The sequence below is a fragment of the Tateyamaria armeniaca genome (assembly GCF_045797845.1).
GTDB classification, from domain to species: domain Bacteria; phylum Pseudomonadota; class Alphaproteobacteria; order Rhodobacterales; family Rhodobacteraceae; genus Tateyamaria; species Tateyamaria armeniaca.
Window position 1 is genome coordinate 494,048 of sequence record NZ_JBHDIY010000002.1, and the last position, 24,892, is coordinate 518,939.

Below are 24,892 nucleotides of genomic sequence, written 5' to 3' on the forward strand. Positions count from 1 at the left end.
TGCGCGGCGGAATGGTCCGTCATACCGCAACTGTTCCGAACTCTCAGACAAAAGGCAGATAGTAGTCGCGCACCTCATCCACCGACTTGTCTTTCAACCGCTTCCATTCGTCCTGCTTCAGGAAGATGACGGCATCGCAGATCTCTTCTCCGACCGCCATACGCAGAGGTTTATCAGCGTCGAGCGCATCCAAGGCCCGGTCCAGCGCGGAGGGAACATGGCGGGTCGCGCGCACATTTTCGAGCCCGTCCAGATCCTCGGCCTCAGGCAGCGCATACTCGTTTTCAACCCCAAGCAATGCCGCCTGCAACACCGCCGTCACCGCAAGGTAGGGGTTGGTGGCGCAGTCCGCCATGCGATGTTCCAGACGCGCAGATTTCGGCGAGGCCACGGTCGAGCGGACCGTGACCAGACGGTGATCGTCAGCCCAGTTCGCCCAGTAACCAGCCATCGACGCAGGCCCCAGCCGATCATAGCTGTTCACAGTCATCGCAAGCAGTCCGGCCAGCCCCTCGTGGTGATGGATCAGCCCAGCAATACACCCTTTGGCCACATCAGACAGCGCCCCATCCGCCGCGATCACATTGGCCCCGCTTTCATCCGCGAAGCTGAAGTTGACGTGCAGGCCCGACCCGCCCCGATCAGGAATTGGTTTGGGCAAAAAGGTAAGCAACAGACCCAGACCTGCCGCCACTTCGCGCGCCATGGTCTTGAACAGGAACGCGGCATCACAGCCCGCCACGGCATCATCGAACTGCATCGTCAGTTCGAACTGCCCGTTGTCATATTCGCCGTTCATCGACTCGATCGGCAGGCCGACCTCCTGCGCTGTTGTCCACAGGGCGTTCATCAGACCCTTCGGGTCGTTCTGCGGCCCCGTTCCGTAAACAAAGGCGCCGGGCGTGTCATACGGAGTCCACACCCCATCTGCGTCCTGCTCAAAGACGTAAGCCTCCATCTCCAGACCGATTTTCGGAGTGAGCCCGCGGGCCTGCCACTCCGCGACAGTGGCCTGCAAACGCGCGCGCGCGCACAGACCAAAGGGTTTGCCATCGACGTGCAGCGTGCCAAGGGCAATCTCTGTATCTGCCTGCCAGTCGGGGCGACGGGCACCATCCAGAACCAGTTCGACATCCGGAATGCCATCAAACACGCCTGCCCCCGGCACAGGGATCAAGTCGCGATCAAAGGTCGTGCCGAACACGCCCCTTGCAAAGCCGATCTTGCCGCCAGCAGCGACCTCTGACGGCACATATTTGCCTCGCGGCAGGTTGAGCAGATCACAGAACAGAACACGGGTGCGTTGGGTCATGGGCGTCACTTCAATTTTGGGCGCAGGGTCAGCGATTTGACCCCGCAGATAAAATTCGAACGGGTCCAGGTCGGCGCGGATGTGGCCTCAAGGCCCGAGATGCGCGAGGCAAGTTCCTGCAACACGACCTTCAGTTCCAGCTTGGCCAGCCACATGCCAAGGCACACATGCGGGCCACCTTGCCCAAAGGCAACATGGCGGTTCGGACTACGATCAAGATGCGCGGTGTTGGGGTCGTCGAACACGGTTTCATCACGACTGCCTGACACGAACCACATCAGCACCTTGTCGCCTTCGCGGATCGTTTGCCCGTGCATTTCGACATCCCGCGTGGCCGTGCGGCGAAAGTGCAAGGTGGGGGAGGCAACGCGGATGAACTCGTCCGCGCAGGTGTCCCAAACCGCACCGGATTGCAACTGACCCAGCAAGTCCTTTTGCTGGGTGAGCAGCCAAAGCGCCATGGCGATGGAATAGCGCGTCGTGTCGTTCCCCGCGGCCACCAGAAGGCAGAAAAAGTTCTTGAAATCCTGCCCGTGAATGGCGCCGCCTTCGGCCTGCAGCACGCGCGCCAGAATGCCCGCATCGTCCACTGCGCGCGATCCATCAAGGATCTGCTGGGCATAGTCATACAACTCCACACCCGCAGGCGAGCGGAAGGGCATCATGGCGTAGGCGTCCGTGTTGACCTTGTCGATGACGGTGGTGGTGAAATCCGGGTCCGTGTTCCCGATCAGCGCATCGCCCCGCTCCACCAGCCAATCAAGATCAGCGTCCGGCACCCCCAGAATGCGGCCCAGCATCAGCATTGGCAGGCGCTTGGCGATGTGCTCGACCCCGTCAAACTCGGCATGGGCAAGCGCTTCATCCACGATGTCACGGGCCAGATCACGGATCAGCTGTTCGAACCCGGCCATCACAGGCTTGGCAAAGGCCGGATTGACGATGCGCCGCGTCGCGGTGTGTTCCGGCGGGTCCGTTTCCTGAAAGGTGCGGCGGGCGAGGTATTCTTCACGGCTTTGATCTTCGATCCGGATGCCTTGGGCGCTGGAAAATGTGCCCGGATCCTTTTGCGCAGCCATGATGTCGGCGTAGCGCGTGAGCGACCAAAACCCGCGGTCACCGCCATGATCCGGCGTCCAGTGGACCGGAACGTCGCGTCGCATCTGGGCGAACGTGGCGTGCGGCACCCCGTCCACAAAGCTGTCGTGATCGGCCAAATTCTTCACGGCGTCCCTCCGAAAAAGCAGGTGGCCCACCGGGCGAACACAGCGCCATCATTGCGGGCAGTCAGTGTCGCCTCGGTTTCAGCCATTTGCGCGGGCGTCAGCACGGGTTTGGTGAAATCGAGCACGCAACGCATGAACGGGTCAGTGAATTCGGGATGCGCCTGCGTGGTCAGGATATGGCTGCCCTTGGTGAACCCGGCGACTGCACATTTGGCGGAACGGGCATAGCTCTCGCATCCCGCGGGCAGTTGCGTCACCGCGTCGTGGTGAAACTGGTAAAGGTTCAGATTGTCTGCGGGTGGCAGCATGTAGGGCAGCGTCCGCGTGATCTCGACCCGGTCGATCCCGATGTTCCAGTCCTGCCGCGCCACCTGCCCCCCCAGCGCAACTGCAATCGCCTGATGACCAAAACACGCACCCACCAGCGGTTTGCGTGCCGCGTCACACCCCCTGATGAAATCATAAAGCGCAGGCAGGAAGGCCAGATCATCCAGCACACTCAGCGGCGAACCGGTGATCAGATAGGCATCCTGTTCGTTCACATCTGCCGGCACCTCGCCTCCAATCGTCATGTAGACACGATAGGCAAAGCGTTGATCCTGTTGATCAAACAGGTCGCGAAAGCGGTGCGCGTCGTCAGGAAACGCATCGCCGACCTCGACCGAACGGTCGTGGTTCACTTGCAGAATGCCGAGTTTCAGACGGGCCATATGACTACCTGCTGCGAAGGGGCGACCCGAAAGGGCCGCCCCATCAGTTCAACGGCCAAGGATCTCGTTGATCTCGGCTGATTTCGCGCGATCCGCCTCGATACGCGCCTGCGCCTCGTCCTGACCTTGCCAGTACACAGCAGCCCCGGTTTCCGCCATCAGCGCCTGTGCCTCGGGGGACGCCATCGTTTCTGCGGCCACGGCAGCGATGGTGTCGATCACCTCTTGGGGGGTGCCCTTGGTCACGAACAACCCGTTCCAAAGTTCGATATCATTCACACCGGATTGCGCCGCGACAGTTTCGACACCGTCCAGTTTGGCAATCGGATCGGCCCCGATATTGCCCAAGACGTTGATGTCGCCAAGGCAGGGTTCGATCAGCGCGAGCGTTGTGTTGATCACATCCGCATCGCCCGAGGACAGCGTGTTGCAGTCCAGCAGATCGAACGCACTGTCATCAGCGAACTCGAACCCCATCTTGACGGCGGCGGCCATGGACACGGCGGTGGGTGTCAGGCCCGCACCGAAGTGGCCCAGCACGACGTCATTATCCTGTGCGTGTTCAGCCAGTTCCGCCATGTTGGAATAGGGCGCGTCACCAGAGGCGGCCAGCACAAACGGATAAGTCAGAAAGATGCCCACCGGTACGAAACTGTCTTCCTCGATACCGATGTCGATCTTCGGGCCGACAATCGGCACACCAATCACGAAAGAGCCAATGACCGATCCGTCATTGGGGGCATTCAGCACTTCAAGCGCGCCGGGGAACGGGCCATCGCCGCCACCGGGGCGGTTCACGACAGACGCAGGCTGGCCCGTCGCTTCGGCCATGTCTGCGGCGATCATCCGTGTCAGGATGTCCTCGAAATCGCCCGGAGGCCACGGCACGATAAACTGTACAGGTCCCGTCGGGTATTCTGCCAGCGCAGGCCCGCTTAACGCGGCAAGCGCGAAGGCTGCTGATGTCAAAAGCTTTTTCATAGTCACTCTCCCTGAGTTTGTTTTGCTTTTTCAGTTAATGCTCGAACCTTCGGCTTCGAAGGCTGGTGAAGACCGTGACACTGATCACGATCAGGATAACAACGAACAATGTGCCCGACACAGGCCGGTTGACCAAATCGAACACGGTTTTGATCTGTCCGGACCCGGCGGTCAGCTTGTCGATCATGATCGAGCCGAGGACGAGGCCAAGCACGATGGGCACAAGGGGCCAGTCCAGACGGCGCAGGATAAACCCGAGGAACCCAAACCCGGCTGCAAACATGCAATCGGTGAACGAATTTCGGATCGAAAACACGCCGACAAAGGCGAGGATCAGGATAAACGCGCCCAGCAGGCGGTTTGGAATATAGATGATCCGCGCAATATGGCGTGTCGAAACCAGCAGCGTGATCACCACCAGCACGTTGATGATGAGCAGCGCGAAAAACAGCGAAAACAGGAAATCCGGGTTGTTCTCGAATATGTCCGGGCCCGGCTTGATCCCTGCGTCGAAAAACACAACCATCATCATGGCCGTCAGCGCCTCGCCCGGCACGCCTAGCGCCAGCAGGGGCACCATGGCCGCCGCAGGCACGGCATTGTTGGACGCCTCGGATGCGATCAGCCCGTCAGGCGCGCCGCGCCCGAACTTGCCGGGGTCGCGCGATATGGCGCGCGCGGTCGAGTAGCTGAAGAACTGTGCTACAAACTCGCCCACGCCGGGGATAATCCCCATGATCGTGCCGTATCCTGCACTGATCGCCGCGACGGGTTTGAACCGCCCCAACTCACCAAATCCGCGCAGCAACCCACCCTTCAGCCGTGCCTCGGGCGGGTCCGCGTCTTTGCCCGTCAGCAGGAACAGGGCCTGCGAAATCGCAAAAATGCCCACGATCACCACGATGAGGTTGAAGCCGGGAAAGAGGTATTCGACATCGAACGTATAACGGTCGATCTGCCGCGTGGTCTGTCGCCCCACCAGCGAGATGAGAAAGCCGAGACCAAAGAGCAGCGCGGCAATCCCCATCGTCTTGCGGTGCGCCGCCACGAGCAGGACGGCGCCCAATGCGGCGGCCATAAAGATGTCTCGCTGTCCGAACAGCGCCCCAAGGTCGCGCAGATACGGGCCAAACAGCATCAGCGCCGACAGGCCCAGCAATATGGAAAAGCATCCGCCAAAGAAGGATGCAGCATAGGCCAGCGACAGCGCGCGCGCCGCCTCTCCGCGCCGGGTCAGCGCATAGCCGTCATAGGTCGTCAGCGCATTGACCGGTGTGCCGGGTGTGTTGATCAGAATCGCCGGGATCGCCCCGCCATACATGGACGAGCCATAAACCCCTAGCAGCAACACGAGGCTGACCAGATCATCCAGGAACACCGTTGCAGGCAACAGGATGGCGATGGCGATGGCAGGGCCAATGCCGGGCACCGCCCCGATGGCAAGCCCCCCAACCGACCCGATCAGAATCGCGACCAGAACGGGCCAGCTGGCCAGATTGTCCAGACCTGCCCAAAACGCCTCCATCTCAGAACCAAACCTGCATGAAGGTTTCCATGGCCGGCGGCAGTTGGTCATAAAGCCAGATGTTCGCCGGCGTGCGGATTTGCAGGCCCGTGCGAAAGATCAGCACGATTACAAAGCTGGCGGCCAGACAAATGCCAAACCAGCGCAGACCACGATAACCCAAGCGCCATGGCAGGGCAGTTCCAAGGATCAGTGTCGCAACCAGATAGCCAAGCACGGGTACAAGGGCGGTATAGGCCACGAACCAGCCCACATATTCCAGCGCCCGCAGCCATTGCGTCAGCTCATAGGCAACGCCAGTGGGTTGCTTGAACCGGACCCGCCATGCCTGCGCCCGCAGCGCGCCGCGCAGGTTCCAGAACGCAGCAGGCACAAGGATGCAAAGGCAGATCAGCGGCGCGACCCAGCCCTGTTTCAGAATACGACCCAGACGCGATACCCGGCCCTCGGGTGTCGCGAGCCCGAACTGGTCCATCCAGTAGCGCGCCATGTTGGCAGGCAATTTGCGGTCCTCCCACCCCGTCTGGCTGAAGAAAAAGACCAGAAAGAACAGCGCCACACCAACCATGAACAGGGAAAAGATCAGATCCCCCCGGCCACGGCGAAAGTCGGTCACATCCTCGACGTTGATCATGTGCGCTGGCGGGCAGGTGCTGGAAAAAGCGCGCGTTTCGATACGGGCGCGCAGCGGGGCCTGCCGCACAGCGCTTTTGAGCGCAGGGGCGCAGGCCCGGCTTTTCATGTGGCGGCAACCGCTTTCAGGCCTGCCTCGGTCGCGGACAGTATCTTTCGCACGTGGCTTTCATCGACGATCAGGGGCGGGGACAGGATCACGTTGTTGCCCGACACACGCACCATGACGCCGTCTTCGTACGCGGCCTTCTGGAAGGCCAGCGGTGCGGCCTTGCTCACTGGCGTCTTGGCGGCGCGGTCGCTGACCAGCTCGATGGCGCACATCAGGCCCTCGCCGCGCACATCGCCCACGACTTCATAGCGTGTGGCAAGTTCCTGCAAGCCCGCCTTCATCTCTGCCCCGCGCGGTCCGGCGTTTTCCCAGGGTTTGATGCGCACCGTTTCCTGCATCGTGGCCACCGCGGCAGCAGCCCCCACAGGGTGCCCGGAATAGGTATAGCCCATGTCGACGGACCCGGCCCCGCTGCGATCATCCTCGAACACAGAGACGATGCGATCGGCAATCATCACCGCCCCGAAAGGAAAGTAGCCGTTTGTGATGGCCTTCGCCGTGCACATCAGATCGGGCTGCACACCCCAGTGGCGCGAACCTGTGGGTGACCCGGTGCGGCCAAAGGCGGTGATCACCTCATCCACGATCAACAGCACGCCATGCTTGTCGCAGATGTCGCGCACAAGGCCCATGAAACTGGGATGCGGCGGGATCACTCCCCCGGCACCCAGTACGGGTTCCATGATGAAGGCAGCCACGGTATTGGCCCCCTGAAAGGCGATCTCGCGCTCCAGCATTTTTGCGGACAGGTGGGCGAGCTCTTCGGCCGTCTCTGCCCCGAACGGGTTGCGATAGAGATAGGGGCCGGGAATGTGATAACAGCCCGCCAGCAAAGGCTCATACGCATTGCGGAACTTGGAATTGCCATTGATCGATATGCCGCCAAAGTGGGTTCCGTGATACCCTTTTTCGAGGCTGATGAACTTGGTGCGCGTCCCCTCGCCCCGGATGCGATGGTACTGTCGGGCAAATTTCAGCGCAATTTCGATACTGTCCGACCCGCCGGACGTGAAAAAGCTGCGCGTCATCCCGTCCGGGGCAAAGAAGTCGGCGAGCAAATAGGCCAGCTCGATCGCCTTATCATTGGTGGTACCGCGAAAGGTCGAATAGTACGGCAACGCCTCAAGCTGGTCCGCAATCGCGGCTTTGACCGGTGCGCTGGAATAGCCGAGGTTCACGTTCCAAAGGCCGCCCACAGCGTCAATGCTCCGGTGCCCATCCACATCCGTGATGTAAACGCCTTCGCCCCCGGTCAGGATGGTTGGCGGGTTGGCATTGCTGTCTGCCGGATGCGCCATCGGATGCCAGAACTGGCGGGCATTGTGTTCTTTCAGGAAATTGCTGTCTTTCATGACGCCGCCTTTTCTTGGCTTGGGGTCCATGCGTTCTGTACGTCCGGTGGAACAGTCCCGCCCATGGCTTCCGAGATGTCGCGCCCGTGGTCCATCAACAGGCGGGCCAGACGCGCTTCGACCTCGTTCCCACCCCGGCTGGTCGGATAGGCGACAGAGCAGGTGGCAACGGCGCGGCTTGCCGCATCAAAGACAGGAATGGCAACTGATGAGACACCCAAGCGCAACGCGTCCCGGTTGCGGGCATATCCACGCCGCGCAATCGTGCGCAACTCGTCCGCAAGGGTGGCCTTGTCCGGTGCCGCACCCCCGGCACCCAGGTGCGCGGATCGGCCAATGCGAGGTCCAGAACACCGCCGGGTGAAAAGGCAAGGTATGCCTTGCCAGAAGACGTCGCAAAGAGCGGTGGCAACCCATAGGCGTCAAAGCTGACGCGCACCGGATGGTCGTGATGTTCCGCGTGGTAGACATCGACTAGGTCGAGATCCCTGCAAGCGCGAGATGTGCACAAGTTCTCCGGCAGTGCGGCTGAGGGCGTCGATGACGGTGCGGACCATTTCGACCTCGGGCACGGTGCGCGACCTCATCCCGGCCAGTCGGGTCAGCGCCGGGCCAAGCCGATAGGCTCGCGTTTCCTTGTCCTGTTCCAGAAACCCAACCTGTTCGAGCGCGACAAGGTGGCGGTGCACAGTCGCCTTGTCCCGCCCCGTCAGGCGCTGCACATCCGACAGCCCCAGCCGTGGGTGCGTGTCAGAGAACAGGTCCAGAAGTCCAAGAGCTTTGGCGACGGTCGACATGGACCAAAGCTTGACTCACCTCGTTTCACCTTGCAACGGATTTATGCGTCCATTGGTTCATTATATGAACCAATGAGCTGGATATTTCAGATGCGTTAGCAAGCCTTCACGCCGCTTTGTCGATCACCGACAATGCGTTAGGCCAAATCCGATGAGATGAAATAGACGCCCTACTGTGTACCGACGGTCAGAAAACGCGCGCAGCCCTGCAGGGCCGATGCATCGTCGTTGAGCAAGTAAGTGGGAATGCCCGCCATCCGCCCACCGAATCCCGTTTCGTCCAACAAAGGGGCCAGCGCAAGCGCACGGGTGTCCCCACTCAGCAAAGTCCGCGCGAGGCTGCCGTTGAAATAGATGCCCCCTTCGGGAAGGTAGAGATACGCCATTTCGCGCACCAAAGCGCCCAACGCACGGGCCACGATGGCAAGGGTTTCGGGCCCACCTTCGGCGGTTTGGACTTCTTCCGGCGCACAGGCATGTCCGGTGCGACCGGCATGCAGTTTCGCCAGCCCCTTGCCCGCCAGCAGATGCTCAACAGTATCAAACACATCCGTTTGACCAATTGCATCCGCCACGATGGCCTCGACCGAATGGGGTAGACGGGCATGTCCCATCTCTGCCGAAAACACCACGCCGGATGGGCGATGGGTCAGGGCCACGTTGAACCCGGTGCCCAGCCCCACGACCAGTGCCTGCGGTTCGTCCGGTGTGGGTGTGCCGCTCAGATGTGTGAGGGACGCGTCGGGCAACACGCAGATCGCGTGACCCAAGGCTTCAAGATCATTCAGCAGATGCACCCGTGGCAGGGACAACTCGCGTTCCAACTCAACCGCATCAAAGTGCCAGTTGCGGTTGGTCAACCGCCCCTCGCCCTTGCCCACGGGGCCGGCAATGGCCACGGCGGCCGAGGCGATCATGGGTTGATCCGCGATATAGCCACGCGCCAGATCGGCAAAGCTGTCGTAGTTGTCATTGCGAAACCGTTGCACGGTGTCGGCGCGCACGCCGCCCGCGTCGGCCAAGGCCAGGCGGCAGTTTGTGCCGCCGACATCAGCTACGAGGTTCGGAGCGCCCGCACCTTCACGCATCAACCGTCTCTCCGGGTTTCTTGCCCATGATGATCATCGACAGCACGTCGTCCTCGGTCACGTCCTCGACCCGTTCGGTGCTGACCAACTGGCCGTTCTTCATCACCGACACACGGTCGCACAACTCCATCATTTCGCGGGTGTCGTGGCTGATCAGGAAGATGCCGAGGCCTTGGGCCTTCAGCTCTTTGATCAGGTCCGCGACCATGGCCGTTTCGTGCACACCAAGGGCCGCAGTCGGTTCGTCCATGATCAGGATACGAGCGTTGAAATAGACCGCACGCGCGATGGCCACCGACTGGCGCTGACCACCCGAGAGCGAGCGGACAGGTTCCGAGAACCGTTTGAAGTTGGGATTGAGGCGCGCCATGATCTTGCGGCTTTCGGCCTCCATCTTGGTGTCGTCCACCAGACCGAACCGGGTCGTAATCTCGCGCCCCAGGAACAGGTTTGAGGCCGCATCGAGGTTATCGGACAAGGCGAGCGTCTGGTAAATGGTCTCGATGTTCTGGTCGCGTGCATCTGCGGGTGTGCGGATATCGACCTTCTTGCCATCAACATAGATCTCGCCAGCGTCCTTCTTGTAGGCCCCGGACAGGATCTTAATCAATGTGGATTTGCCAGCCCCGTTGTGACCCAGCAGGCCAACCACCTCACCCGGCATCAGGTCGATGGACACATCGTCCACCGCCTTGATCCCGCCGAAGTGGATCGAGATGTTGCGCATTTCAAGCAATGGAGTTGTCATCAGGCTTCTCCCGTTCTGCGACGATAGAGGATGTCGACCCAGACAGCGAGGATCAGAACCGCCCCCACAATGATATTCTGGAACGGCGCATCAACGCCGACCATGCCCATGCCGGACACAAGGCTTTGCATGATAAAGGCCCCAAGGATCGCGCCATAGATCGTGCCAACCCCACCGGCAAGGGCCGTACCCCCGATGACGGCGGCAGCAATCACGCGCAATTCGTCCAGCGTGCCCAGATCGTTGCCGGCAGAGGCCAGACGCGCCGAGGCGACGATGGCGGCCACACCGGCCAACCCGCCCATCAGGGCAAACACCTTGACCGTCAGCAGTTTGGTGTTGATGCCTGACAGCTCTGCCGCATCCGGGTTGCCGCCCATCGCAAAGATATAGCGGCCAAAGCGGGTCTTGCGAGCCACGATGGTCATGATGATGGCGATGGCGATCACGATCAGAACCGAGATCGGGAAGCCGTAGGCCTCGGTATAGCCTTCGGGCATCTCAAGGCCCTCGCGTTCGAAACGGCGTTGCAGCACGCGCGTCGGCACTTCGTAGGCGTTGATGATGGCCGTGATCCCGGCGATGGCGGCAACCAGAATGGCCGCCAGCGCGTATTCGGCCCACAAAGGTTTGACGGCGATGTCATGCGACATCTGCTGACGGCGCGAGCGCATCAGGAACCAGACAGTTGCGGCGGCCCCGACAGCGGCCAGCAGCCAGCTTGCCGTGACACCGATGGTGCCACTGGCCCCACCCAGCATGACAAAGTTCGCATCCAGCGGCGACACGGTTGTCCCGCGCGTCACCCACCATGCGGCCCCGCGCCAGATCAGCAGACCACCCAAGGTCACGATAAAGGACGGGATCATGAGGTAACCGATCATCCAGCCCTGAAACCCGCCAATCAACACGCCCAGACCTATGCCGACAAGCACAGTCACAACGACAATCACCGGGCTGCCAAAGCCCACGATTTCCGGCAACCAAAAGGCCTGCACCAACCCCATGACCATGCCGATCACACCGACAATGGACCCGATGGACAGATCGATATTGCGGGTCACGATCACAAAGACCATGCCCGTCGCCATGATGGCCACAGAGGCGGTCTGAAGTGTCAGGTTGAAAATGTTGCGCGGCGTCAGGAACGTCCCGCCCGTCGCGATATTGAAGATGATGGCAATGAGCAGAAACGCCCCGATCATCCCCAGCAGCCGCGTGTCCAGCTGCAATGTCTTGATAAGTTTCCCAAGGCCGCCCATTGGTGGTTCCCCCGTATTGCCGCCAGACAGGCGGCCCCCCTATCCGCCCTCCCGGCGGATGTTGTGAAAAGGGCCCCACCCCCGCCGTGGAGGATGGGGCCCCTTTTCTCAGTGAGACTGCCTTATTCGCAGACAGCGACGCCCGACACGCCCTGGCACAGCACGTCCTTGGGGATCCAGCCGGCATCCAGAACGAGGTTCAGGTTGTCCTTGGTGATCGGCTGTGGAGCCAGCAGCATCGCGTTGACTTCCACACCGCCGGGAGATGTGAATTTGCCCGCGCCTTCGATGGAGTCCATGGCTGTGCCATTGGCCAGCGCAACAGCGATCTCACCGGCGTTGCGGCCCAGTTCGCGGCTGTCTTTCCAAACGGACACGGTTTGGGTGCCTTTGGCCACGCGGTTCAGCGCGCCATGGTCACCGTCCTGGCCGGAAACGGGGATACCGTCCATGCCTTGCGCTGTCAGGGCTGCGACAACGCCGCTCGCCATGCCGTCATTGGAAGAGATGACCGCGTCGACGTTGTTGTCGTTCTGGGTCAGGATCTGCTCCATGTTGCGCTGTGCGTTGGCCGGGGCCCATGCGTCGGTGTAGGTTTCGCCGACAATGGTGATGTCACCGGAATCGATCGCGGCCTGGATGACCTCTTGCTGACCGCCACGCAGGAAGTCGGAGTTCGGATCGGTGGGCGAGCCCTTGATCATCACGTAGTTGCCGGTTGGCTGCAGGTCGAACACGGCGCGCGCCTGCATCCGGCCGACTTCGATGTTGTCGAATGTCAGATAGAAGGCACGCGGGTCTTCAATCAGGCGGTCATAGCCGATGACGGGAATGCCTGCGGCTTCGGCGGCATCAAGGGCCGGGCCGATGGCCGCGCCGTCCTGTGCCAGAATGATCAGCGAGTCGACGCCTTGTGTGATCAGGCTTTCGATGTCTGCCAGCTGTTTCGTGGAAGAAGACTGCGCATCTGCGGACAGATAGTTCGCACCAGCTGCGTCCAGCGCCGCCTTGATCGCCGCTTCGTCAGTTTTCCAGCGCTCTTCCTGAAAGTTCGACCAGCTGACGCCAACCGTTTTGGCGTGACCGTCTGCAAAAGCCGGGGTCGTGAGCATCGTGGCAGCCGCGAGGGCGCCAAGTATCGTACGTCGTTTCATTAAGTGTCCTCCCAAAGACATAGCCCCGCCGTCATGGGTTTGCGGTCGGGTCGCACATTGATAGCCGTTTAAATTCGAAAAGCAAATTAAATTGGACAGCCCTCTCAAAAACCGCCATCATCCCATGCAAGGGGTTCGCGGCCATGTCGCGAACGGGAGGAGAAAAAGGAAGTCTTTTCATGGCGTTCCGCCACCAGAAAGTCGAAAGCAGACGGCTGTTGCTGCGCGAGATTTCTCAACGCGGCCCGGTGCCGCGCATTGATCTGGCCGACCGTACAGGAATCAGTCGGGCCACGGTAACCTCCATCACAGCCGAACTTTTGCGCGGTGGTCTGATCGAGGAAGTGCCAAGGGATTCGTCCAGTGACGAGACACCGCGCGGGCGTCCGCGCGTCGATCTCAAGATTGCGGGGCGGGCCCACTTGATTGCCGGTCTCAAAGTGTCTGATGTCTCGATCTCCCTCGTGTTGATGGATTTCGAGGGGGCCGACGTTGCCTTCCATGAACACGCGATCGCACCGCGTCGCTACACCCCCGATGCGCTGGCGGATGAAGTGTATCAGGGCCTGGCCAGACTGTCGGAAAAGGCACAATGCGCGCTGTCAGATATCTCGGGCGTGGGCGTCGGGCTGGCGGGTATCGTCGATGCGGGCAATGGTCTGGTCTATTGGTCCCCATCGCTTGATCGGCGCAACGTGCCCTTTGGTGCGGTCCTGTCCGAACGTCTGGGCATCGCCGCCTATGTCGACAACGACGCGAACCTCGTGGCGATGGCTGAACTGACCTTTGGCATTGGCAAGAACCATTCCGACTTCATCGTCATCACCATCGAAAGCGGTGTGGGCATGGGCATGGTGCTGGGCGGGCATCTTTACCGGGGTACACGCGGCTGCGGGGCAGAATTCGGTCATACCAAGGTCCATCTGGACGGGGCCCTTTGCCGTTGCGGCCAACGCGGCTGTCTTGAGGCCTATGTGGCCGACTACGCCCTCGTGCGCGAGGCCCACAGCGTCGGCAACGTTGCCCAGATGGCCCCAACCTCCAAGGCCGTCACCGCCGTTCTGGCCGCGGCCCGCGAGGGCGACCCAACCGCGCGCACCGTAATCGAGCGGGCGGGCAAGATGTTCGCGCTTGGTCTGGCCAACCTCGTCAACATCTTTGACCCCGAACTGGTGATCCTCGCAGGCGAGCAGATGCAGTTTGACCACCTCTATGCCGATGCAGTGATCGAACAGATGCGCAAAAGCATCGTGGACATCGACAAACCCGCACCCGACGTGGTCGTTCACAAATGGGACACGTTCATGTGGGCCCGGGGTGGTGCGGCCTATGCGCTTGAGTTCGTGCAGGACACTGCCGTCGAGGCCCTAGAAGATGCGTAGCGCCGCAATCCTCGTTGCGACCCTGATCGGCCAAGATGTCACCGCAGACACACCGCGATTTCAACCCGTCGACGTCCCGCCCCACGTCTATGACGGCGGGTGGGAGCATTTCGTGGGCGGGGGGCTGGCCGTGCTGGATTGCGACGGCGATCAACGCCCCGATCTGGTCGCCGCCGGGGGCAGCAATCCGATGCAACTGCTGCGCAACACCTCTGTTGATGGCGGTGCCATCCACTTTGAACCTGCGCCGTCCCAGGCACTGAACCTGACAGGCACAACCGGGGCCTACCCGCTTGATATCGACAATGACGGCATCCTTGATCTGGTTGTGTTGCGCGTTGGCCCCGACACCGTTTTGCGTGGGCGCGGCGATTGCACGTTTGAGGCGATGCCCTTCACCTTCGCCGATCACTGGACCACTGCCTTTTCGGCCACGTGGGAGGGCGGACAGACCGCGCCCACCCTCGCCTTTGGCCATTACGTCGACCGGCACGACCCCGACGGCCCGTTCGAGGCCTGCGATGTGAACCACCTGTGGCGTCCCGACGGCGCGACATACACAGTCACCGATCTGGCGCCCGGCCACTGTGCCTTGTCGATCCTGTTCACCGATTGGGCGCGCACCGGTCGGGCGGACCTGCGGGTGTCCAATGACCGCCACTACTATGTGCGCGATGGGCAGGAACAGCTTTGGGCGATGGAGGACAAACCCCGGCTTTTTCCGAAAAAGACGGCTGGGCGCGCCACATGCTTTGGGGCATGGGGATCGCGACCCGCGATCTGGATCGCGACGGGCGGGACGAGGTGTTTCTCAGTTCCATGGGCGATCAACGCCTGATGCGCCGGACTGGGGATGCCCCGGCTTTTGCAGATGTCCCCTTTGCCATGGGCGTGGCGGCGCAGCGCCCCTATGTGGGCGGTGATGGCCGCCCCTCGACCGGGTGGCACATCGCCTTCGGGGATGTGGACAACGACGGGCGCGACGATGTGTTCATCGCTAAGGGAAATGTGCAGCAAATGCCCGGCAATGCGATGGAAGACCCCAACAACCTCTTGATGGCGCAGGAGGATCGGACCTTTGCCGAGGCCGGCGATGTGGCCGGTGTCGCCTCAATGCATCGTGGCCGGGGGCGGCCTTGGTTGATCTGAATGCGGATGGATTGCTTGATCTGGCCGTGGTGAACCGGCGCGCGCCGCTGGAAGTCTGGCAGAACTTCAATGCCGATACGGGTCATTGGCTGAGCATTGATGTGCATCAGGACGAGGCCAACACCCAAGCCGTGGGCGCGTGGATCGAGGTCGATGACGGCGCAAGCGTTCAGGCGCGCGAAGTCACTGTCGGCGGGGGTCACGCAGGCGGGGTCGCAGGGCCGCAGCACTTTGGCCTGGGTGATGTTGAAACCGTGCGCGTCCGGGTGCGCTGGCCTCATGCTGATTGGTCGGACTGGCGCGAAGTAGCTGTGGATCAGGTTCTGAACCTCACGCGGTAGACCCAAAGGCCGCCTGTCGGCGACACCAATTTTTTGGGGGCTGGGCCTCAGCGGTCGATGGGCAGCCCACTGGGCACTGTGTCCGGAATACCAAGCGCGCCGCGGATGCTTTGCGGATCAGTCAGCGCGTTGAGAAAGGCGATAAGGTCACTGACCTCGTCGTCAGACAGGGTTTGCGGAGCCAGCACGTTGGCAGCCGCTATGGCGTCCATTTCCGGTTGATCCGTGAGCACCCGCAGATCATCCGCGTCAAACCCCGGCATGACCGCTTGGGAAATGTCATACGCCCTCAGTGCCTCCACGGGATCGAGATGGTGGCGCACCACCCCTTCGAGCGTGGCATAGGCCCCGGCATGTCCATAGGGCGCAGTTTGCGCAACGTTGCGCAAGGGGGGCGTGCGGAAGGCGTAGGCATCATTCGGATCGCCCGTCACCCGCATGCGGCCCGTGTCGCGTGCGTGGCGTTCGAACCGTGCAGCCTTGCCCGGCCCGATCTGGGGCATGGCGATGGCGTGAAAATCGTGATCCGTCTGGAACCGGCCCGCATGGCAGTCAGCGCAATCCGCTTTACCGTAGAACAGCTCCATCCCGCGCATGGCGGCGGGCTCCATCTTTGTGCCGTTGCGCAGATAGAGGTCAAAGGGGCTGGCCACGCCGCGCCATTCAAAGTCGAGAAAGGCGGCGAGTGCGTCGGAGATGTCAGTGAAGGCCACCGCCTTTGGCCCGATCACTGCATCGAAACGGGCGCGATATTCCGGGATCGCCTCGACCCGTTTGGACAGGATATCCCATGCGCCGCCTGCGCCCGTGAGCAGCCCCTGACGGACGGCTTGCGCCACGTCGTTTTCGGTGTAGTGCCCGGCCATTTCATCCGCCGACAACACCGGGAACATGGATTGTGCGGAGAGGGCAGAGGCGAACCCTGCCTCCATTTCCGAGCCCAGAGGTGTGCGGATGCCCGAGGGGCGGCTTGCGTCTTCTTCCAACCGGCCATCGTGGAAGAATACGGTGAATTCGGTGGCCCCAAGATTGAACAGCGGGGGCGCGTTGCGCGGAATGCGCTGTTCGGGCGGGTTGTCGGCAACGACCGTGCGGTCGGGGCCAAGGCCCTTACCCCCATCCCCGATCCCCAGCGACACCCCGTCGCCGGTGGCGAATTTGGGGTGGTGACACGTGGCGCAGGACACGGTGCGCGACCCCGACAGGACGGGGTCGTAAAACAGCAGCTGACCCAATTCGATCTGCGCACTTGGATGATCGGGAAAGACAGGTTCTTCGTACGGCAGATCGCCCGCCCACAAAGGCGCAGCGATCATTCCAAACAAAAGGGCCTTAAACGAAACGCGAGACATAATTCTCCAATATCTCCTGCCGACCGGACCGGGGTTGCGGCTCGATTCCGTGGCCCAGCACCCGTTCTGAAATCGTGGCGAGATCGCTTTTGAGCATCGCCTGCGCCTCGTCCCGGTCCCATCCGGCATAGCGGGCGCTCAACGCGTCTTCCAGACCACCATCCTCGATCATCGCCGCCGCAGCTTTGAGCCCACGCGCACAGATGTCCATCGCCCCGACATGGGCGGCGATCAAATCCTCGGCATCAAGGGACTGGCGGCGCAGTTTGGCGTCAAAGTTCGTCCCTCCTGACCCGAGACCACCCGCCTTGAGGATGTGGTAGTAGCACAAGGCCACTTCCGGCACGTTGTTGGGGAACTGATCAGTGTCCCAGCCGGACTGATAGTCGTTGCGGTTCATGTCGATGGAACCGAGCATCCCTTCGGACGCAGCCACGGCAATCTCGTGTTCAAAACTGTGGCCTGCCAAAATCGCATGGCCCTGTTCGAGGTTCAGTTTGACCTCATCCTCCAGCCCGTATTTGCGCAAGAACCCGATGCAGGTCGCCGCGTCATAGTCATACTGGTGCTTTGACGGCTCCTGCGGTTTCGGTTCGACAAGGATCTGGCCCTTGAAGCCGATCTTGTGCTTGTACTCGACAACCATGTTCAGAAACGCGCCCATGTGGTCCAGCTCGCGCCCCATGTCGGTGTTGAGCAGGGTTTCATACCCCTCGCGCCCGCCCCAGAGCACGTAGTTTTCACCGCCCAGTTTCAGCGTCGCATCCATGCAGGATTTAACCGTCGCAGCGGCATAGGCGAACACATCTGGGTCGGGGTTGGTCGACGCCCCCGACATCCAGCGCCGGTGGGAAAACATGTTGGCTGTGCCCCAGAGGCAGCCAACCTTCTTGCCGTCCATCTTTTCCAGGAAATAGTCGGTGATCTCGTTCAGACGGTCGATGCTTTCGGACAGCGTGTCGCCTTCGGGGCGCACATCCGCGTCGTGCCAGCAGAAATAGGGCACGCCAAGGCGCTCGAACATGTCGAACGCCACATCCGCCTTCATCTTGGCGCGGCCCATATCGTCCTGCGGATGCCAGGGGCGGATGAAGGTCTGGCCACCAAACGGATCGCCGCCTTCCCACGCAAAGGAATGCCAGTAGGCGACGGCAAAGCGCAAATGGTCTTCCATCCGCTTGCCCATGACCTTTTCGTCCGGATTGTAGTGGCGGAAGGCCATCGGGTTTGTGCTGTCTGGCCCCTCAAATGTGGCGGGCGGGACGGCGTCGAAAAACGTGGAGGTCATGGCATGGCTTTCAAAGTTGGGTAGGCGGCCGCAAAACCGCGATAGGCGTCCTCGTAGGCGGCGACGAGGCTGCCCTGGGGGTGGATGATATCCGCGATGGGCGGTTTCGTCATGATGCTGGCCGGATCGGCACCGGTCACACCGCACATGGCAAGACGGGCGGCACCGAGGGCGGCGCCGAACGCGCCCTCTTCGGGGCGTTCCAGCGGGATGTTCAGGGTGGTGGCGAGCATACTGCACCATAAATCCGAGCGACTTCCGCCCCCGATGGCAAGGGCCGTTTCAAGGCTGGCCCCGGTCGCCTTCAGCGCCTCGAAACTGTCACGCAGTGCGAATGACACGCCTGCCATGACAGCGCGGGTCAGGTCGGCACTGTCCGTGCCCACGCCAAGCCCGGTAAACCCGGCCCGCACATGGGCGTCATTGTGCGGAGTCCGTTCGCCGGAAAGGTAAGGATAGAACTTGACCGCACCGGGCGCTTGCAACGTATCGCCCGCACCTTTGGCAAGGGCCTCGGCACTCTGGCCCGTCACACGCGACAGCCAGTTGAGGCTGTCCGTCGCGGCCAGCACAACGCCCATCTGATACCAGCGGCCAGGGATCGCATGGCAAAACGTGTGCACCGCACTTGCGGGCAATGGGGCATATGTGTCCCGCCCTGACAGCACCACACCCGAGGTCCCGAGCGAGACAAAGCCCTGCCCTTCGCCGAGCGCGCCCACGCCACAAGCGGCCACCGCATTGTCCGCGCCACCCGCGATCACCTTGCAGGTGGCGGGCAGGCCAAGATCGGCGCGCGCCGGTTGCACATCGCCTACCACCTCGCTGCCCTCAACAAGGTCGGGCATCTGGGCTTGTGTCATCCCCCCGACGGAAAGCAGATCATCCGACCAGCTCCGCGCGCCCACATCCAGCCACGCCGTGCCTGCAGCATCCGACATCTCGGTCACATACCGCCCAGTCAGCCACCACACGACATAGTCCTTGGGCAGCATCACGCGGGCCACCTTGGCAAAGATGTCGGGTTCGTTGTCGGCAACCCATGCCAGTTTCGGCGCGGTAAAGCCGGGAAAGACAATATTGCCGCTGATCGCGCGCGCCGCAGGATCGCTGTCGATGGCACGGGCCTGCTCAAAACTGCGCGTGTCGTTCCACAGGATGCATGGGCGCAGCACCGCACCCGCTTCATCGACTATTACAGCGCCGTGCATGTGACCGGACAGGGCCAGCCCCTCCACTGCGTCAAAGGCTTGTGAATGTTCGGATTTCAACGCGGCGAGCACGGCCGAGACACCGGCGATCCAGTCGGCAGGGTCCTGCTCGCTCCACCCCGGCACGGGGTTGGACACATCATAGGTTGCGTCAGCACTGCCTACCGCACGGCCCTCTCCGTCCACCAGCAACGCCTTGACACCCGAGGTGCCCAGATCAAGCCCCAGAAACATCGAATTTCCTCCCTGACGGGCACTGTCACCCGCATTAATTTGTATGTCAAATTAAATAAACCCGATTACGAGAACGACGATGAAGTCGACGATAGACGAGTCCCGCTTCTCTGATTTCAAGAAATCCTTCCCGAACGGTCCCTTTCCACCCGGACAACGGCCCGCTATATCGCGACCGACCCTGACAGGAGCCTGCCATGACATTTGATCGCGCCATCAAAATCGCCCCCTCCATCCTCGCCGCAGACTTTGCCAGTTTCGGTGCCGAATGCGCAGCGGTCGAAGCACAGGGCGCGGATTGGATTCATGTCGACGTCATGGACGGGCATTTCGTGCCCAACATCACCTTTGGCCCGGCCACCTGTGCGGCGATCCGGCCCCACATCAAGGGCGTAATGGACGTGCATCTGATGATTGCGCCCGTTGATCCCTATATCGACGCCTTTGCAGATGCAGGGGCCGATGTTCTGACCGCCCATGTGGAGGCTGGCCCCCATATTCACCGCACCTTGCAGGCGATCCGCGGCGCGGGGATGAAGGCCGGTGTTGCGCTGAACCCCGGCACGCCAGCCAGCGCGGTGGCTGAGTTGATGGATATGGTCGATCTGATCTGCGTGATGACGGTGAACCCCGGCTTTGGCGGTCAGAAGTTCATCGACATGACGGCCAAGATCAAAACCCTGCGCGACATGATCGGTGACCGGCCTGTGCATATCGAGATCGACGGTGGCGTTGATCCCAAGACCGCGCCACTGGTCGCAAAAGCAGGGGCCGACGTGCTGGTCGCAGGATCAGCGGTGTTCCGGGGTGGGTCGGTCAGCGACCCGGCCCCTTATGGTGATAACATCCGCGCCATTCGCGCAGCAGCGACAGGCGTCTGGGCCTAGGTCAACAGGTCGGCAAATGTCTCGATCAGCTTGTGTTTGAGGATCTTGCCCGTGGGCGCGGCGGGCAGACTGTCTGCAAAGACGTAGACCGACGGGCGCTTGTACCCGGCCAGTCGCGCCGCCACAAAGTGCGCAAGGCCGCCTCGTCCAGTTGCGCACCACTGGCAAGCTGGACAAAGGCCAACACGTCTTCATCCCCGTCCCGCGCCCGTCCGATTACAGCGGCCTGCACAACATCCGGATGATCGTTCAGCGCCGCCTCGACCTCGGGCGGGTAGACGTTGAAACCGCCATGGATGATCAACTCTTTGCACCGTCCAACAATGTGCAGCCGCCCGTGATCATCGACGCATCCCAGATCACCCGTGCGCAGCCAACCATCTGGGCCAAGCACTTGTGACGTCGCTTCGGCGTTGCGAAAATAGCCCTTCATAACATGCGGACCGCGCGTCAGCACCTCGCCCGTGCCGTTGCCACCACCTGCCACGGCGTCGTCGATCCTGATCTCGACATCGGGCAAGGCCGGTCCGACCGAGGTATCGGGATCGCCGATCGCGTTATGCGTCGCCGCAATCCCCGCCGTGCTTTCCGTCATCCCGTAACCGTTCTGCAGGGCCACGCCATAAAACGCCTCGGCCTTGCGCTTCCATGCGGGATCAAGCGGGGCCGCCCCCGACGACACAAAGCGCAGAGTGTCCGAGCCAAGCTGTTCAAGCCCTTGCCCCTCGGCATGGGCCATCAGTAGCGCATGCATCTGCGGCACGCCCGAAAACAGGGTGATGCCGCGCCGCAACCCATCAAACACCGCACTCACATCGAAGCGCGGGATCAGCCGGACAGTTGCCCCCACATGCACCGATGCCAGAAGGATCGAACACAAGCCAAACACATGCGTGATCGGCAACACGCCATAGATTAGATCGTGCGATGTCATACCCCGGAATGTGGCCGATGTGGCCCCGCCAAAGCGCAGGTTGGCATGGGTCAGCATCACGCCCTTGGGATCGCCCGTGGTGCCGGTGGTGTAAAGGACAACGGCCACATCCGCGTCACCGGGCAGATCGTCACCGGGCGCACGCACCATATCCAGACCACCCCACGGCCCAAGGCACGGCGCTGCCTGATGGTGCAGCGCATGTCCCGCCGCATCCTTCGACACGTCTGAGGTAAACAGCAGCACACGCGGGCAGGCATGCGCAATAATCCTGTCCATTTCTACGGCGCTTTGACGGGCATTGACCGGCACGGCCACAGCCCCCAGCCGCCATGCGGCAAACAGGGCAGCGACAGCAGCGGCGCAGTTTTCCGAGGCGATCAGCACGCGGTCGCCCCGCCTCACTCCTGCGGCTGTCAAAACGTGCCCGAGAGCGGTTGCAGCGTTATCCAGATCGGCATACGTCCATGCCGCGCCCGTCGCATCTTCCAGCGCCAGCGCCTGACCACCCAACGCGACCTGATCGTCCAGCAGATGTTCGACGCGCGCGCCTATGATTTCACCCGCTTGTAGACACCTGACGCAGTGGCGATCACGGTGCCGTCCGCATCCGTCACAACCCCTTCTGCAAAGACAAGCGACCGTCCACCCCCGAAATCTCGCCCTGCGCAGTCACCCGCCCCGCACGTGCAGGCGCAAGGTATTGCGTGGTCATCGAGATCGTCATGAACCGCGTGTCACCTGCCGCATCACCCGTCAGGGACGCCGCAAAGCCCATTGCATTGTCCAGCATGCACGCCAGGATACCGCCATGCAGCCCGCCGTGGCGGTTGGTGTGCTGCGGGCCGATGTCGAGGTGACACCGTGCGGTGCCATCCCCGGCGGAGATGTCGACGACATAGCCCAGCAGCGTCTGCGCGCCCGTCTCATCCCGGATAATGCCCGCTTCAGGCGGCAGAGAGGGCAATGAACCGCTCCAGATGATAATCCGTGTCGCCAAAGCGGTGATCGGCCATGATGATCCGCTTGGCGATATGGGCCAGTTCATATTCCTGTGTCATGGCGATGCCACCATGCATCTGGATCGCTTCTTCGGCAACCAGCCGCCCGGCGCGTCCAATCAGGTTCTTTGTGGCCGACAGATGCAGATCGCGGTCATGCGCCTCAAGGTTGCCCGCCGCATTGATCACCGCACTGCGCACCTGTTCCAACTCGATCAGCAGGTCCGACATGCGATGCGCAAGCGCCTGAAACGTCCCGATGGGCCGCCCGAACTGCTTGCGGGTCATCAGGTAGTCCTTGGTCAGCGCCGTGGCGGTTTCCATCGCCCCCAGCGCCTCGGCACTGATGGCGACAAGCGCGAGGGTGTTGACGGCCTCGTAGTCGGCAAGCGTCAGGCCAAGCGGGGTGGCGGGCGTTTTGTCCAGCGTCACTTCGGCGGCACGTCCACCCGCCAGCAACGGATAGCCCTGAATGGTCAGCCCCGGTGCGCCCTGCGCCACAAGGTAAAGCCCAATGGCATCTCCATCGCGCGCGGACACGATCAGATGGTCCGCGGCCTCGGCATTCATGACCACCGCCTTGCGCCCGGTGAGTGTATCGCCATCCGCCTGCGTATGCACATGGTCCAGATCATAGCGCCCACCGGGCTCGCCATGGGCCACGGCCAGATGCAGCGCACCTGCGATGACCTCTTCGACCATGTCGGACTTGCCAGCAGCTGCCAGAAGCCGCCCGCCCATCAACACACTGTCAAGCACGGGTTCCACGACCCCCGCCCGCCCCAGTTCTTCGAACACGACGGCGATGTCGAATCCAGCACCGCCAAAGCCGCCCTGCTCTTCGGTGAACAGCGCACCCAGCACACCCAGTTCGGCCAGTTCCGCCCAAATGCTGTCAGACAAGCCCGTATCGGAGTCGATGATTTCGTTGCGCACGGACGTGGTGTATTTGTCACGCAAATACCGGCGCAACGTGTCCTGCAGCATTTGCCGCTCTTCTGTCAGATCGAAATTCATGCGCCACCGCCCATCGTCACCTTGGCGATGATACCGCGCTGGATTTCGTTGGACCCGCCAAAGATCGACAGTTTGCGGTTGTTGAAATACTGCGCCGCGACCGGGCCCGCCTCAAGTCGGTCAGGGATCATGTCATTGGCCCCCTCAACGGCTTCAGAGGCGAAGGGCATGGCGTAAGGCCCCACGGCACGGCGTGCCAGATCGTTGATTTCCTGGCGGATAATCGATCCCTTGACCTTGAGCATCGACGCCTCAAGCCCCGGTGCGCCCCCGGCAGCGGCCTGAGAGACGATGCGCAGGTTGGATGTCGCCATCGCGCGCATGTCGATTTCAACCTGCGCCACGCGTGCGGCAAAATGCGGGTTCTGGATCAGTGGTTTGCCATTGTGGTTCTCGGCGCGCGCCAGCCGTTTGACCGCTGCAAGCCCCGCCTGGCTGGACCCGACACCGCCCAGACCCGTGCGTTCATGGGTGAGCAGATACTTGGCATAGGTCCAGCCCTTGTTCTCCTCGCCCACAAGGTTTTCGACCGGCACTTTCACATCCGTGAACCAGACTTCGTTCACCTCCGGACTGCCATCCAGCAGAATGATCGGCCGCACCTCAACGCCGGGGCTGTCCATATCGATCAGCAGGAAACTGATCCCCTCCTGCTGCTTTACATCCGGATCCGTACGGACAAGGCAGAAAATCATGTTGGCGTGCTGGCCAAGGGTCGTCCACGTCTTTTGCCCGTTGACGACATAGTGGTCCCCGTCGCGCACGGCCTTGGTTTTCAACGACGCCAGATCAGACCCGGCACCGGGTTCGGAATAACCCTGACACCACCAGTCCGACCCATCCAGAATGCGGGGCAGCCAATGGTCCTGCTGTTCCTTCGATCCGAATTTCTGCAAGACCGGCCCCAGCATCGACAAGCCGAAGGGCACGATGCGCGGGGCGTGTGCGGCAGCGGCCTCGACATCATAGATGTGGCGCTGCACCGCGCTCCATTCCGCGCCGCCAAAGGCGCGTGGCCAGTTCTGCGCCAGCCAGCCTCGGGCATTCAGGATGGCATGCCAGCGCTCCATATCCGCCTTGTCCAACTCACGGCCACTGCGCACCTTGTCGGCGATATCGCCTGGCAATTCGTCGCGCAGAAACGCGCGCAATTCGTCCTGAAAGGCCAGTTCTTCGGGTGTGTAACTCAAATCCAT

The 24,892-nt window shown here is 61.8% G+C and carries 26 protein-coding genes; 6 read left to right on the top strand and 20 right to left on the bottom strand.

Annotated elements, in window-relative coordinates; genetic code table 11:
• Positions 1-43: 43 nt before the first annotated feature.
• From ACERZ8_RS02460 to xylF, 13 genes are all read right to left on the bottom strand, one after another.
• Positions 44-1,312: a type I glutamate--ammonia ligase gene (locus ACERZ8_RS02460; protein WP_407590535.1), complete on the bottom strand. Its 1,269-nt coding sequence runs from the start codon at positions 1,310-1,312 to the stop codon at positions 44-46.
• A gap of 5 nt (positions 1,313-1,317) precedes the next feature.
• Positions 1,318-2,538 (bottom strand): cytochrome P450, encoded by a 1,221-nt coding sequence (locus tag ACERZ8_RS02465; RefSeq protein ID WP_407590536.1) that lies wholly within the window; start codon positions 2,536-2,538, stop codon positions 1,318-1,320.
• Entirely contained in the window at positions 2,535-3,248 is a 714-nt protein-coding gene (locus ACERZ8_RS02470; RefSeq protein ID WP_407590537.1) for a type 1 glutamine amidotransferase, read from the bottom strand. Before ACERZ8_RS02470 ends, ACERZ8_RS02465 begins: the two co-directional genes overlap by 4 nt.
• Before the next feature lie 48 nt (positions 3,249-3,296).
• Positions 3,297-4,229, bottom strand: coding sequence for a tripartite tricarboxylate transporter substrate-binding protein (locus ACERZ8_RS02475; protein WP_407590538.1), 933 nt, complete (start codon positions 4,227-4,229; stop codon positions 3,297-3,299).
• A gap of 34 nt (positions 4,230-4,263) precedes the next feature.
• Positions 4,264-5,754 carry a tripartite tricarboxylate transporter permease gene (locus ACERZ8_RS02480; RefSeq protein ID WP_407590539.1) on the bottom strand — a complete coding sequence of 497 codons (1,491 nt, stop codon included), beginning with the start codon at positions 5,752-5,754 and terminating at the stop codon, positions 4,264-4,266.
• 1 nt (position 5,755) lies between these two features.
• On the bottom strand, positions 5,756-6,496 hold the full coding sequence (locus ACERZ8_RS02485; protein ID WP_407590540.1) for a tripartite tricarboxylate transporter TctB family protein: 741 nt from the start codon (positions 6,494-6,496) through the stop codon (positions 5,756-5,758).
• A complete protein-coding gene (locus ACERZ8_RS02490; protein ID WP_407590541.1) occupies positions 6,493-7,851 on the bottom strand; it encodes an aminotransferase class III-fold pyridoxal phosphate-dependent enzyme in 1,359 nt (452 codons plus the stop codon). Before ACERZ8_RS02490 ends, ACERZ8_RS02485 begins: the two co-directional genes overlap by 4 nt.
• Positions 7,848-8,228, bottom strand: a complete 381-nt coding sequence (locus tag ACERZ8_RS02495; protein ID WP_407594133.1) for an IclR family transcriptional regulator domain-containing protein — start codon at positions 8,226-8,228, stop codon at positions 7,848-7,850. The genes ACERZ8_RS02490 and ACERZ8_RS02495 overlap by 4 nt, the downstream gene beginning before the upstream one ends.
• A 45-nt stretch (positions 8,229-8,273) precedes the next feature.
• A complete protein-coding gene (locus tag ACERZ8_RS02500) occupies positions 8,274-8,648 on the bottom strand; it encodes a helix-turn-helix domain-containing protein (protein WP_407590542.1) in 375 nt (124 codons plus the stop codon).
• Between the two features lie 170 nt (positions 8,649-8,818).
• Positions 8,819-9,736: a glucokinase gene (locus ACERZ8_RS02505; protein WP_407590543.1), complete on the bottom strand. Its 918-nt coding sequence runs from the start codon at positions 9,734-9,736 to the stop codon at positions 8,819-8,821.
• Complete coding sequence (locus ACERZ8_RS02510) at positions 9,729-10,484, bottom strand: ATP-binding cassette domain-containing protein (protein WP_407590544.1); 756 nt, start codon at positions 10,482-10,484, stop codon at positions 9,729-9,731. Before ACERZ8_RS02510 ends, ACERZ8_RS02505 begins: the two co-directional genes overlap by 8 nt.
• A complete protein-coding gene (locus tag ACERZ8_RS02515; RefSeq protein WP_407590545.1) occupies positions 10,484-11,746 on the bottom strand; it encodes a sugar ABC transporter permease in 1,263 nt (420 codons plus the stop codon). Before ACERZ8_RS02515 ends, ACERZ8_RS02510 begins: the two co-directional genes overlap by 1 nt.
• Positions 11,747-11,868: 122 nt before the next feature.
• On the bottom strand, positions 11,869-12,858 hold the full coding sequence (xylF, locus tag ACERZ8_RS02520; protein ID WP_407594134.1) for a D-xylose ABC transporter substrate-binding protein: 990 nt from the start codon (positions 12,856-12,858) through the stop codon (positions 11,869-11,871).
• 221 nt (positions 12,859-13,079) lie between these two features.
• On the opposite strand from xylF, the gene ACERZ8_RS02525 reads away from it, so the two are divergent.
• Genes ACERZ8_RS02525 through ACERZ8_RS02540 form a run of 4 tightly spaced genes read left to right on the top strand, consistent with a single transcriptional unit; the run spans position 13,080 to position 15,772 of the window.
• Positions 13,080-14,282, top strand: a complete 1,203-nt coding sequence (locus tag ACERZ8_RS02525; protein WP_407590546.1) for an ROK family transcriptional regulator — start codon at positions 13,080-13,082, stop codon at positions 14,280-14,282.
• Positions 14,275-15,120 carry an FG-GAP repeat domain-containing protein gene (locus ACERZ8_RS02530; RefSeq protein WP_407590547.1) on the top strand — a complete coding sequence of 282 codons (846 nt, stop codon included), beginning with the start codon at positions 14,275-14,277 and terminating at the stop codon, positions 15,118-15,120. Before ACERZ8_RS02525 ends, ACERZ8_RS02530 begins: the two co-directional genes overlap by 8 nt.
• Positions 15,102-15,431 (top strand): hypothetical protein, encoded by a 330-nt coding sequence (locus ACERZ8_RS02535; RefSeq protein ID WP_407590548.1) that lies wholly within the window; start codon positions 15,102-15,104, stop codon positions 15,429-15,431. The genes ACERZ8_RS02530 and ACERZ8_RS02535 overlap by 19 nt, the downstream gene beginning before the upstream one ends.
• Positions 15,419-15,772, top strand: a complete 354-nt coding sequence (locus tag ACERZ8_RS02540; protein WP_407590549.1) for an ASPIC/UnbV domain-containing protein — start codon at positions 15,419-15,421, stop codon at positions 15,770-15,772. Before ACERZ8_RS02535 ends, ACERZ8_RS02540 begins: the two co-directional genes overlap by 13 nt.
• A 47-nt stretch (positions 15,773-15,819) precedes the next feature.
• Here the strand turns inward: ACERZ8_RS02540 and ACERZ8_RS02545 are convergent, their stop codons facing one another.
• The 3 genes from ACERZ8_RS02545 to xylB are packed head-to-tail and all read right to left on the bottom strand — an operon-like array spanning position 15,820 to position 19,857.
• Complete coding sequence (locus ACERZ8_RS02545) at positions 15,820-17,088, bottom strand: cytochrome-c peroxidase (RefSeq protein ID WP_407590550.1); 1,269 nt, start codon at positions 17,086-17,088, stop codon at positions 15,820-15,822.
• 16 nt (positions 17,089-17,104) lie between these two features.
• Positions 17,105-18,412 carry a xylose isomerase gene (xylA, locus tag ACERZ8_RS02550; RefSeq protein WP_407590551.1) on the bottom strand — a complete coding sequence of 436 codons (1,308 nt, stop codon included), beginning with the start codon at positions 18,410-18,412 and terminating at the stop codon, positions 17,105-17,107.
• Positions 18,409-19,857, bottom strand: coding sequence for a xylulokinase (xylB, locus tag ACERZ8_RS02555; protein WP_407590552.1), 1,449 nt, complete (start codon positions 19,855-19,857; stop codon positions 18,409-18,411). Before xylB ends, xylA begins: the two co-directional genes overlap by 4 nt.
• Before the next feature lie 197 nt (positions 19,858-20,054).
• Here xylB and rpe point away from each other — a divergent pair, with 197 nt between their 5' ends.
• On the top strand, positions 20,055-20,744 hold the full coding sequence (rpe, locus tag ACERZ8_RS02560; protein ID WP_407590553.1) for a ribulose-phosphate 3-epimerase: 690 nt from the start codon (positions 20,055-20,057) through the stop codon (positions 20,742-20,744).
• A 25-nt stretch (positions 20,745-20,769) separates the two neighbouring features.
• Here the strand turns inward: rpe and ACERZ8_RS02565 are convergent, their stop codons facing one another.
• Complete coding sequence (locus ACERZ8_RS02565) at positions 20,770-22,170, bottom strand: class I adenylate-forming enzyme family protein (RefSeq protein ID WP_407594135.1); 1,401 nt, start codon at positions 22,168-22,170, stop codon at positions 20,770-20,772.
• Here ACERZ8_RS02565 and ACERZ8_RS02570 point away from each other — a divergent pair.
• The gene (locus ACERZ8_RS02570; RefSeq protein WP_407594332.1) at positions 22,102-22,251 is read left to right on the top strand and encodes a hypothetical protein; all 150 of its coding nucleotides are present in this window, start codon (positions 22,102-22,104) and stop codon (positions 22,249-22,251) included. The two genes, ACERZ8_RS02565 and ACERZ8_RS02570, sit on opposite strands and share 69 nt — an antisense overlap.
• Before the next feature lie 40 nt (positions 22,252-22,291).
• On the opposite strand, the gene ACERZ8_RS02575 is transcribed toward ACERZ8_RS02570, so the two are convergent.
• Genes ACERZ8_RS02575 through ACERZ8_RS02585 form a run of 3 tightly spaced genes read right to left on the bottom strand, consistent with a single transcriptional unit; the run spans position 22,292 to position 24,892 of the window.
• Entirely contained in the window at positions 22,292-22,645 is a 354-nt protein-coding gene (locus ACERZ8_RS02575; RefSeq protein ID WP_407590554.1) for a PaaI family thioesterase, read from the bottom strand.
• Complete coding sequence (locus ACERZ8_RS02580; RefSeq protein ID WP_407590555.1) at positions 22,626-23,696, bottom strand: acyl-CoA dehydrogenase family protein; 1,071 nt, start codon at positions 23,694-23,696, stop codon at positions 22,626-22,628. The genes ACERZ8_RS02575 and ACERZ8_RS02580 overlap by 20 nt, the downstream gene beginning before the upstream one ends.
• Complete coding sequence (locus ACERZ8_RS02585) at positions 23,693-24,892, bottom strand: acyl-CoA dehydrogenase family protein (protein WP_407590556.1); 1,200 nt, start codon at positions 24,890-24,892, stop codon at positions 23,693-23,695. Before ACERZ8_RS02585 ends, ACERZ8_RS02580 begins: the two co-directional genes overlap by 4 nt.

Coding starts and splice junctions, on each gene's coding strand:
- ACERZ8_RS02470 (WP_407590537.1), bottom strand. CDS start 3,248: ATGGCCCGTCTGAAACTCGGCATTCTGCAAGTGAACCACGACCGTTCG.
- ACERZ8_RS02545 (WP_407590550.1), bottom strand. CDS start 17,088: ATGATCGCTGCGCCTTTGTGGGCGGGCGATCTGCCGTACGAAGAACCT.
- ACERZ8_RS02460 (WP_407590535.1), bottom strand. CDS start 1,312: ATGACCCAACGCACCCGTGTTCTGTTCTGTGATCTGCTCAACCTGCCG.
- ACERZ8_RS02530 (WP_407590547.1), top strand. CDS start 14,275: ATGCGTAGCGCCGCAATCCTCGTTGCGACCCTGATCGGCCAAGATGTC.
- xylF (WP_407594134.1), bottom strand. CDS start 12,858: ATGCTCACGACCCCGGCTTTTGCAGACGGTCACGCCAAAACGGTTGGC.
- ACERZ8_RS02485 (WP_407590540.1), bottom strand. CDS start 6,496: ATGAAAAGCCGGGCCTGCGCCCCTGCGCTCAAAAGCGCTGTGCGGCAG.
- ACERZ8_RS02490 (WP_407590541.1), bottom strand. CDS start 7,851: ATGAAAGACAGCAATTTCCTGAAAGAACACAATGCCCGCCAGTTCTGG.
- ACERZ8_RS02580 (WP_407590555.1), bottom strand. CDS start 23,696: ATGAATTTCGATCTGACAGAAGAGCGGCAAATGCTGCAGGACACGTTG.
- rpe (WP_407590553.1), top strand. CDS start 20,055: ATGACATTTGATCGCGCCATCAAAATCGCCCCCTCCATCCTCGCCGCA.
- ACERZ8_RS02475 (WP_407590538.1), bottom strand. CDS start 4,229: ATGAAAAAGCTTTTGACATCAGCAGCCTTCGCGCTTGCCGCGTTAAGC.
- ACERZ8_RS02510 (WP_407590544.1), bottom strand. CDS start 10,484: ATGACAACTCCATTGCTTGAAATGCGCAACATCTCGATCCACTTCGGC.
- ACERZ8_RS02535 (WP_407590548.1), top strand. CDS start 15,102: ATGGGCGATCAACGCCTGATGCGCCGGACTGGGGATGCCCCGGCTTTT.
- ACERZ8_RS02500 (WP_407590542.1), bottom strand. CDS start 8,648: ATGTCGACCGTCGCCAAAGCTCTTGGACTTCTGGACCTGTTCTCTGAC.
- ACERZ8_RS02515 (WP_407590545.1), bottom strand. CDS start 11,746: ATGGGCGGCCTTGGGAAACTTATCAAGACATTGCAGCTGGACACGCGG.
- ACERZ8_RS02505 (WP_407590543.1), bottom strand. CDS start 9,736: ATGCGTGAAGGTGCGGGCGCTCCGAACCTCGTAGCTGATGTCGGCGGC.
- xylA (WP_407590551.1), bottom strand. CDS start 18,412: ATGACCTCCACGTTTTTCGACGCCGTCCCGCCCGCCACATTTGAGGGG.
- ACERZ8_RS02585 (WP_407590556.1), bottom strand. CDS start 24,892: ATGGATTTGAGTTACACACCCGAAGAACTGGCCTTTCAGGACGAATTG.
- ACERZ8_RS02480 (WP_407590539.1), bottom strand. CDS start 5,754: ATGGAGGCGTTTTGGGCAGGTCTGGACAATCTGGCCAGCTGGCCCGTT.
- ACERZ8_RS02525 (WP_407590546.1), top strand. CDS start 13,080: ATGGCGTTCCGCCACCAGAAAGTCGAAAGCAGACGGCTGTTGCTGCGC.
- xylB (WP_407590552.1), bottom strand. CDS start 19,857: ATGTTTCTGGGGCTTGATCTGGGCACCTCGGGTGTCAAGGCGTTGCTG.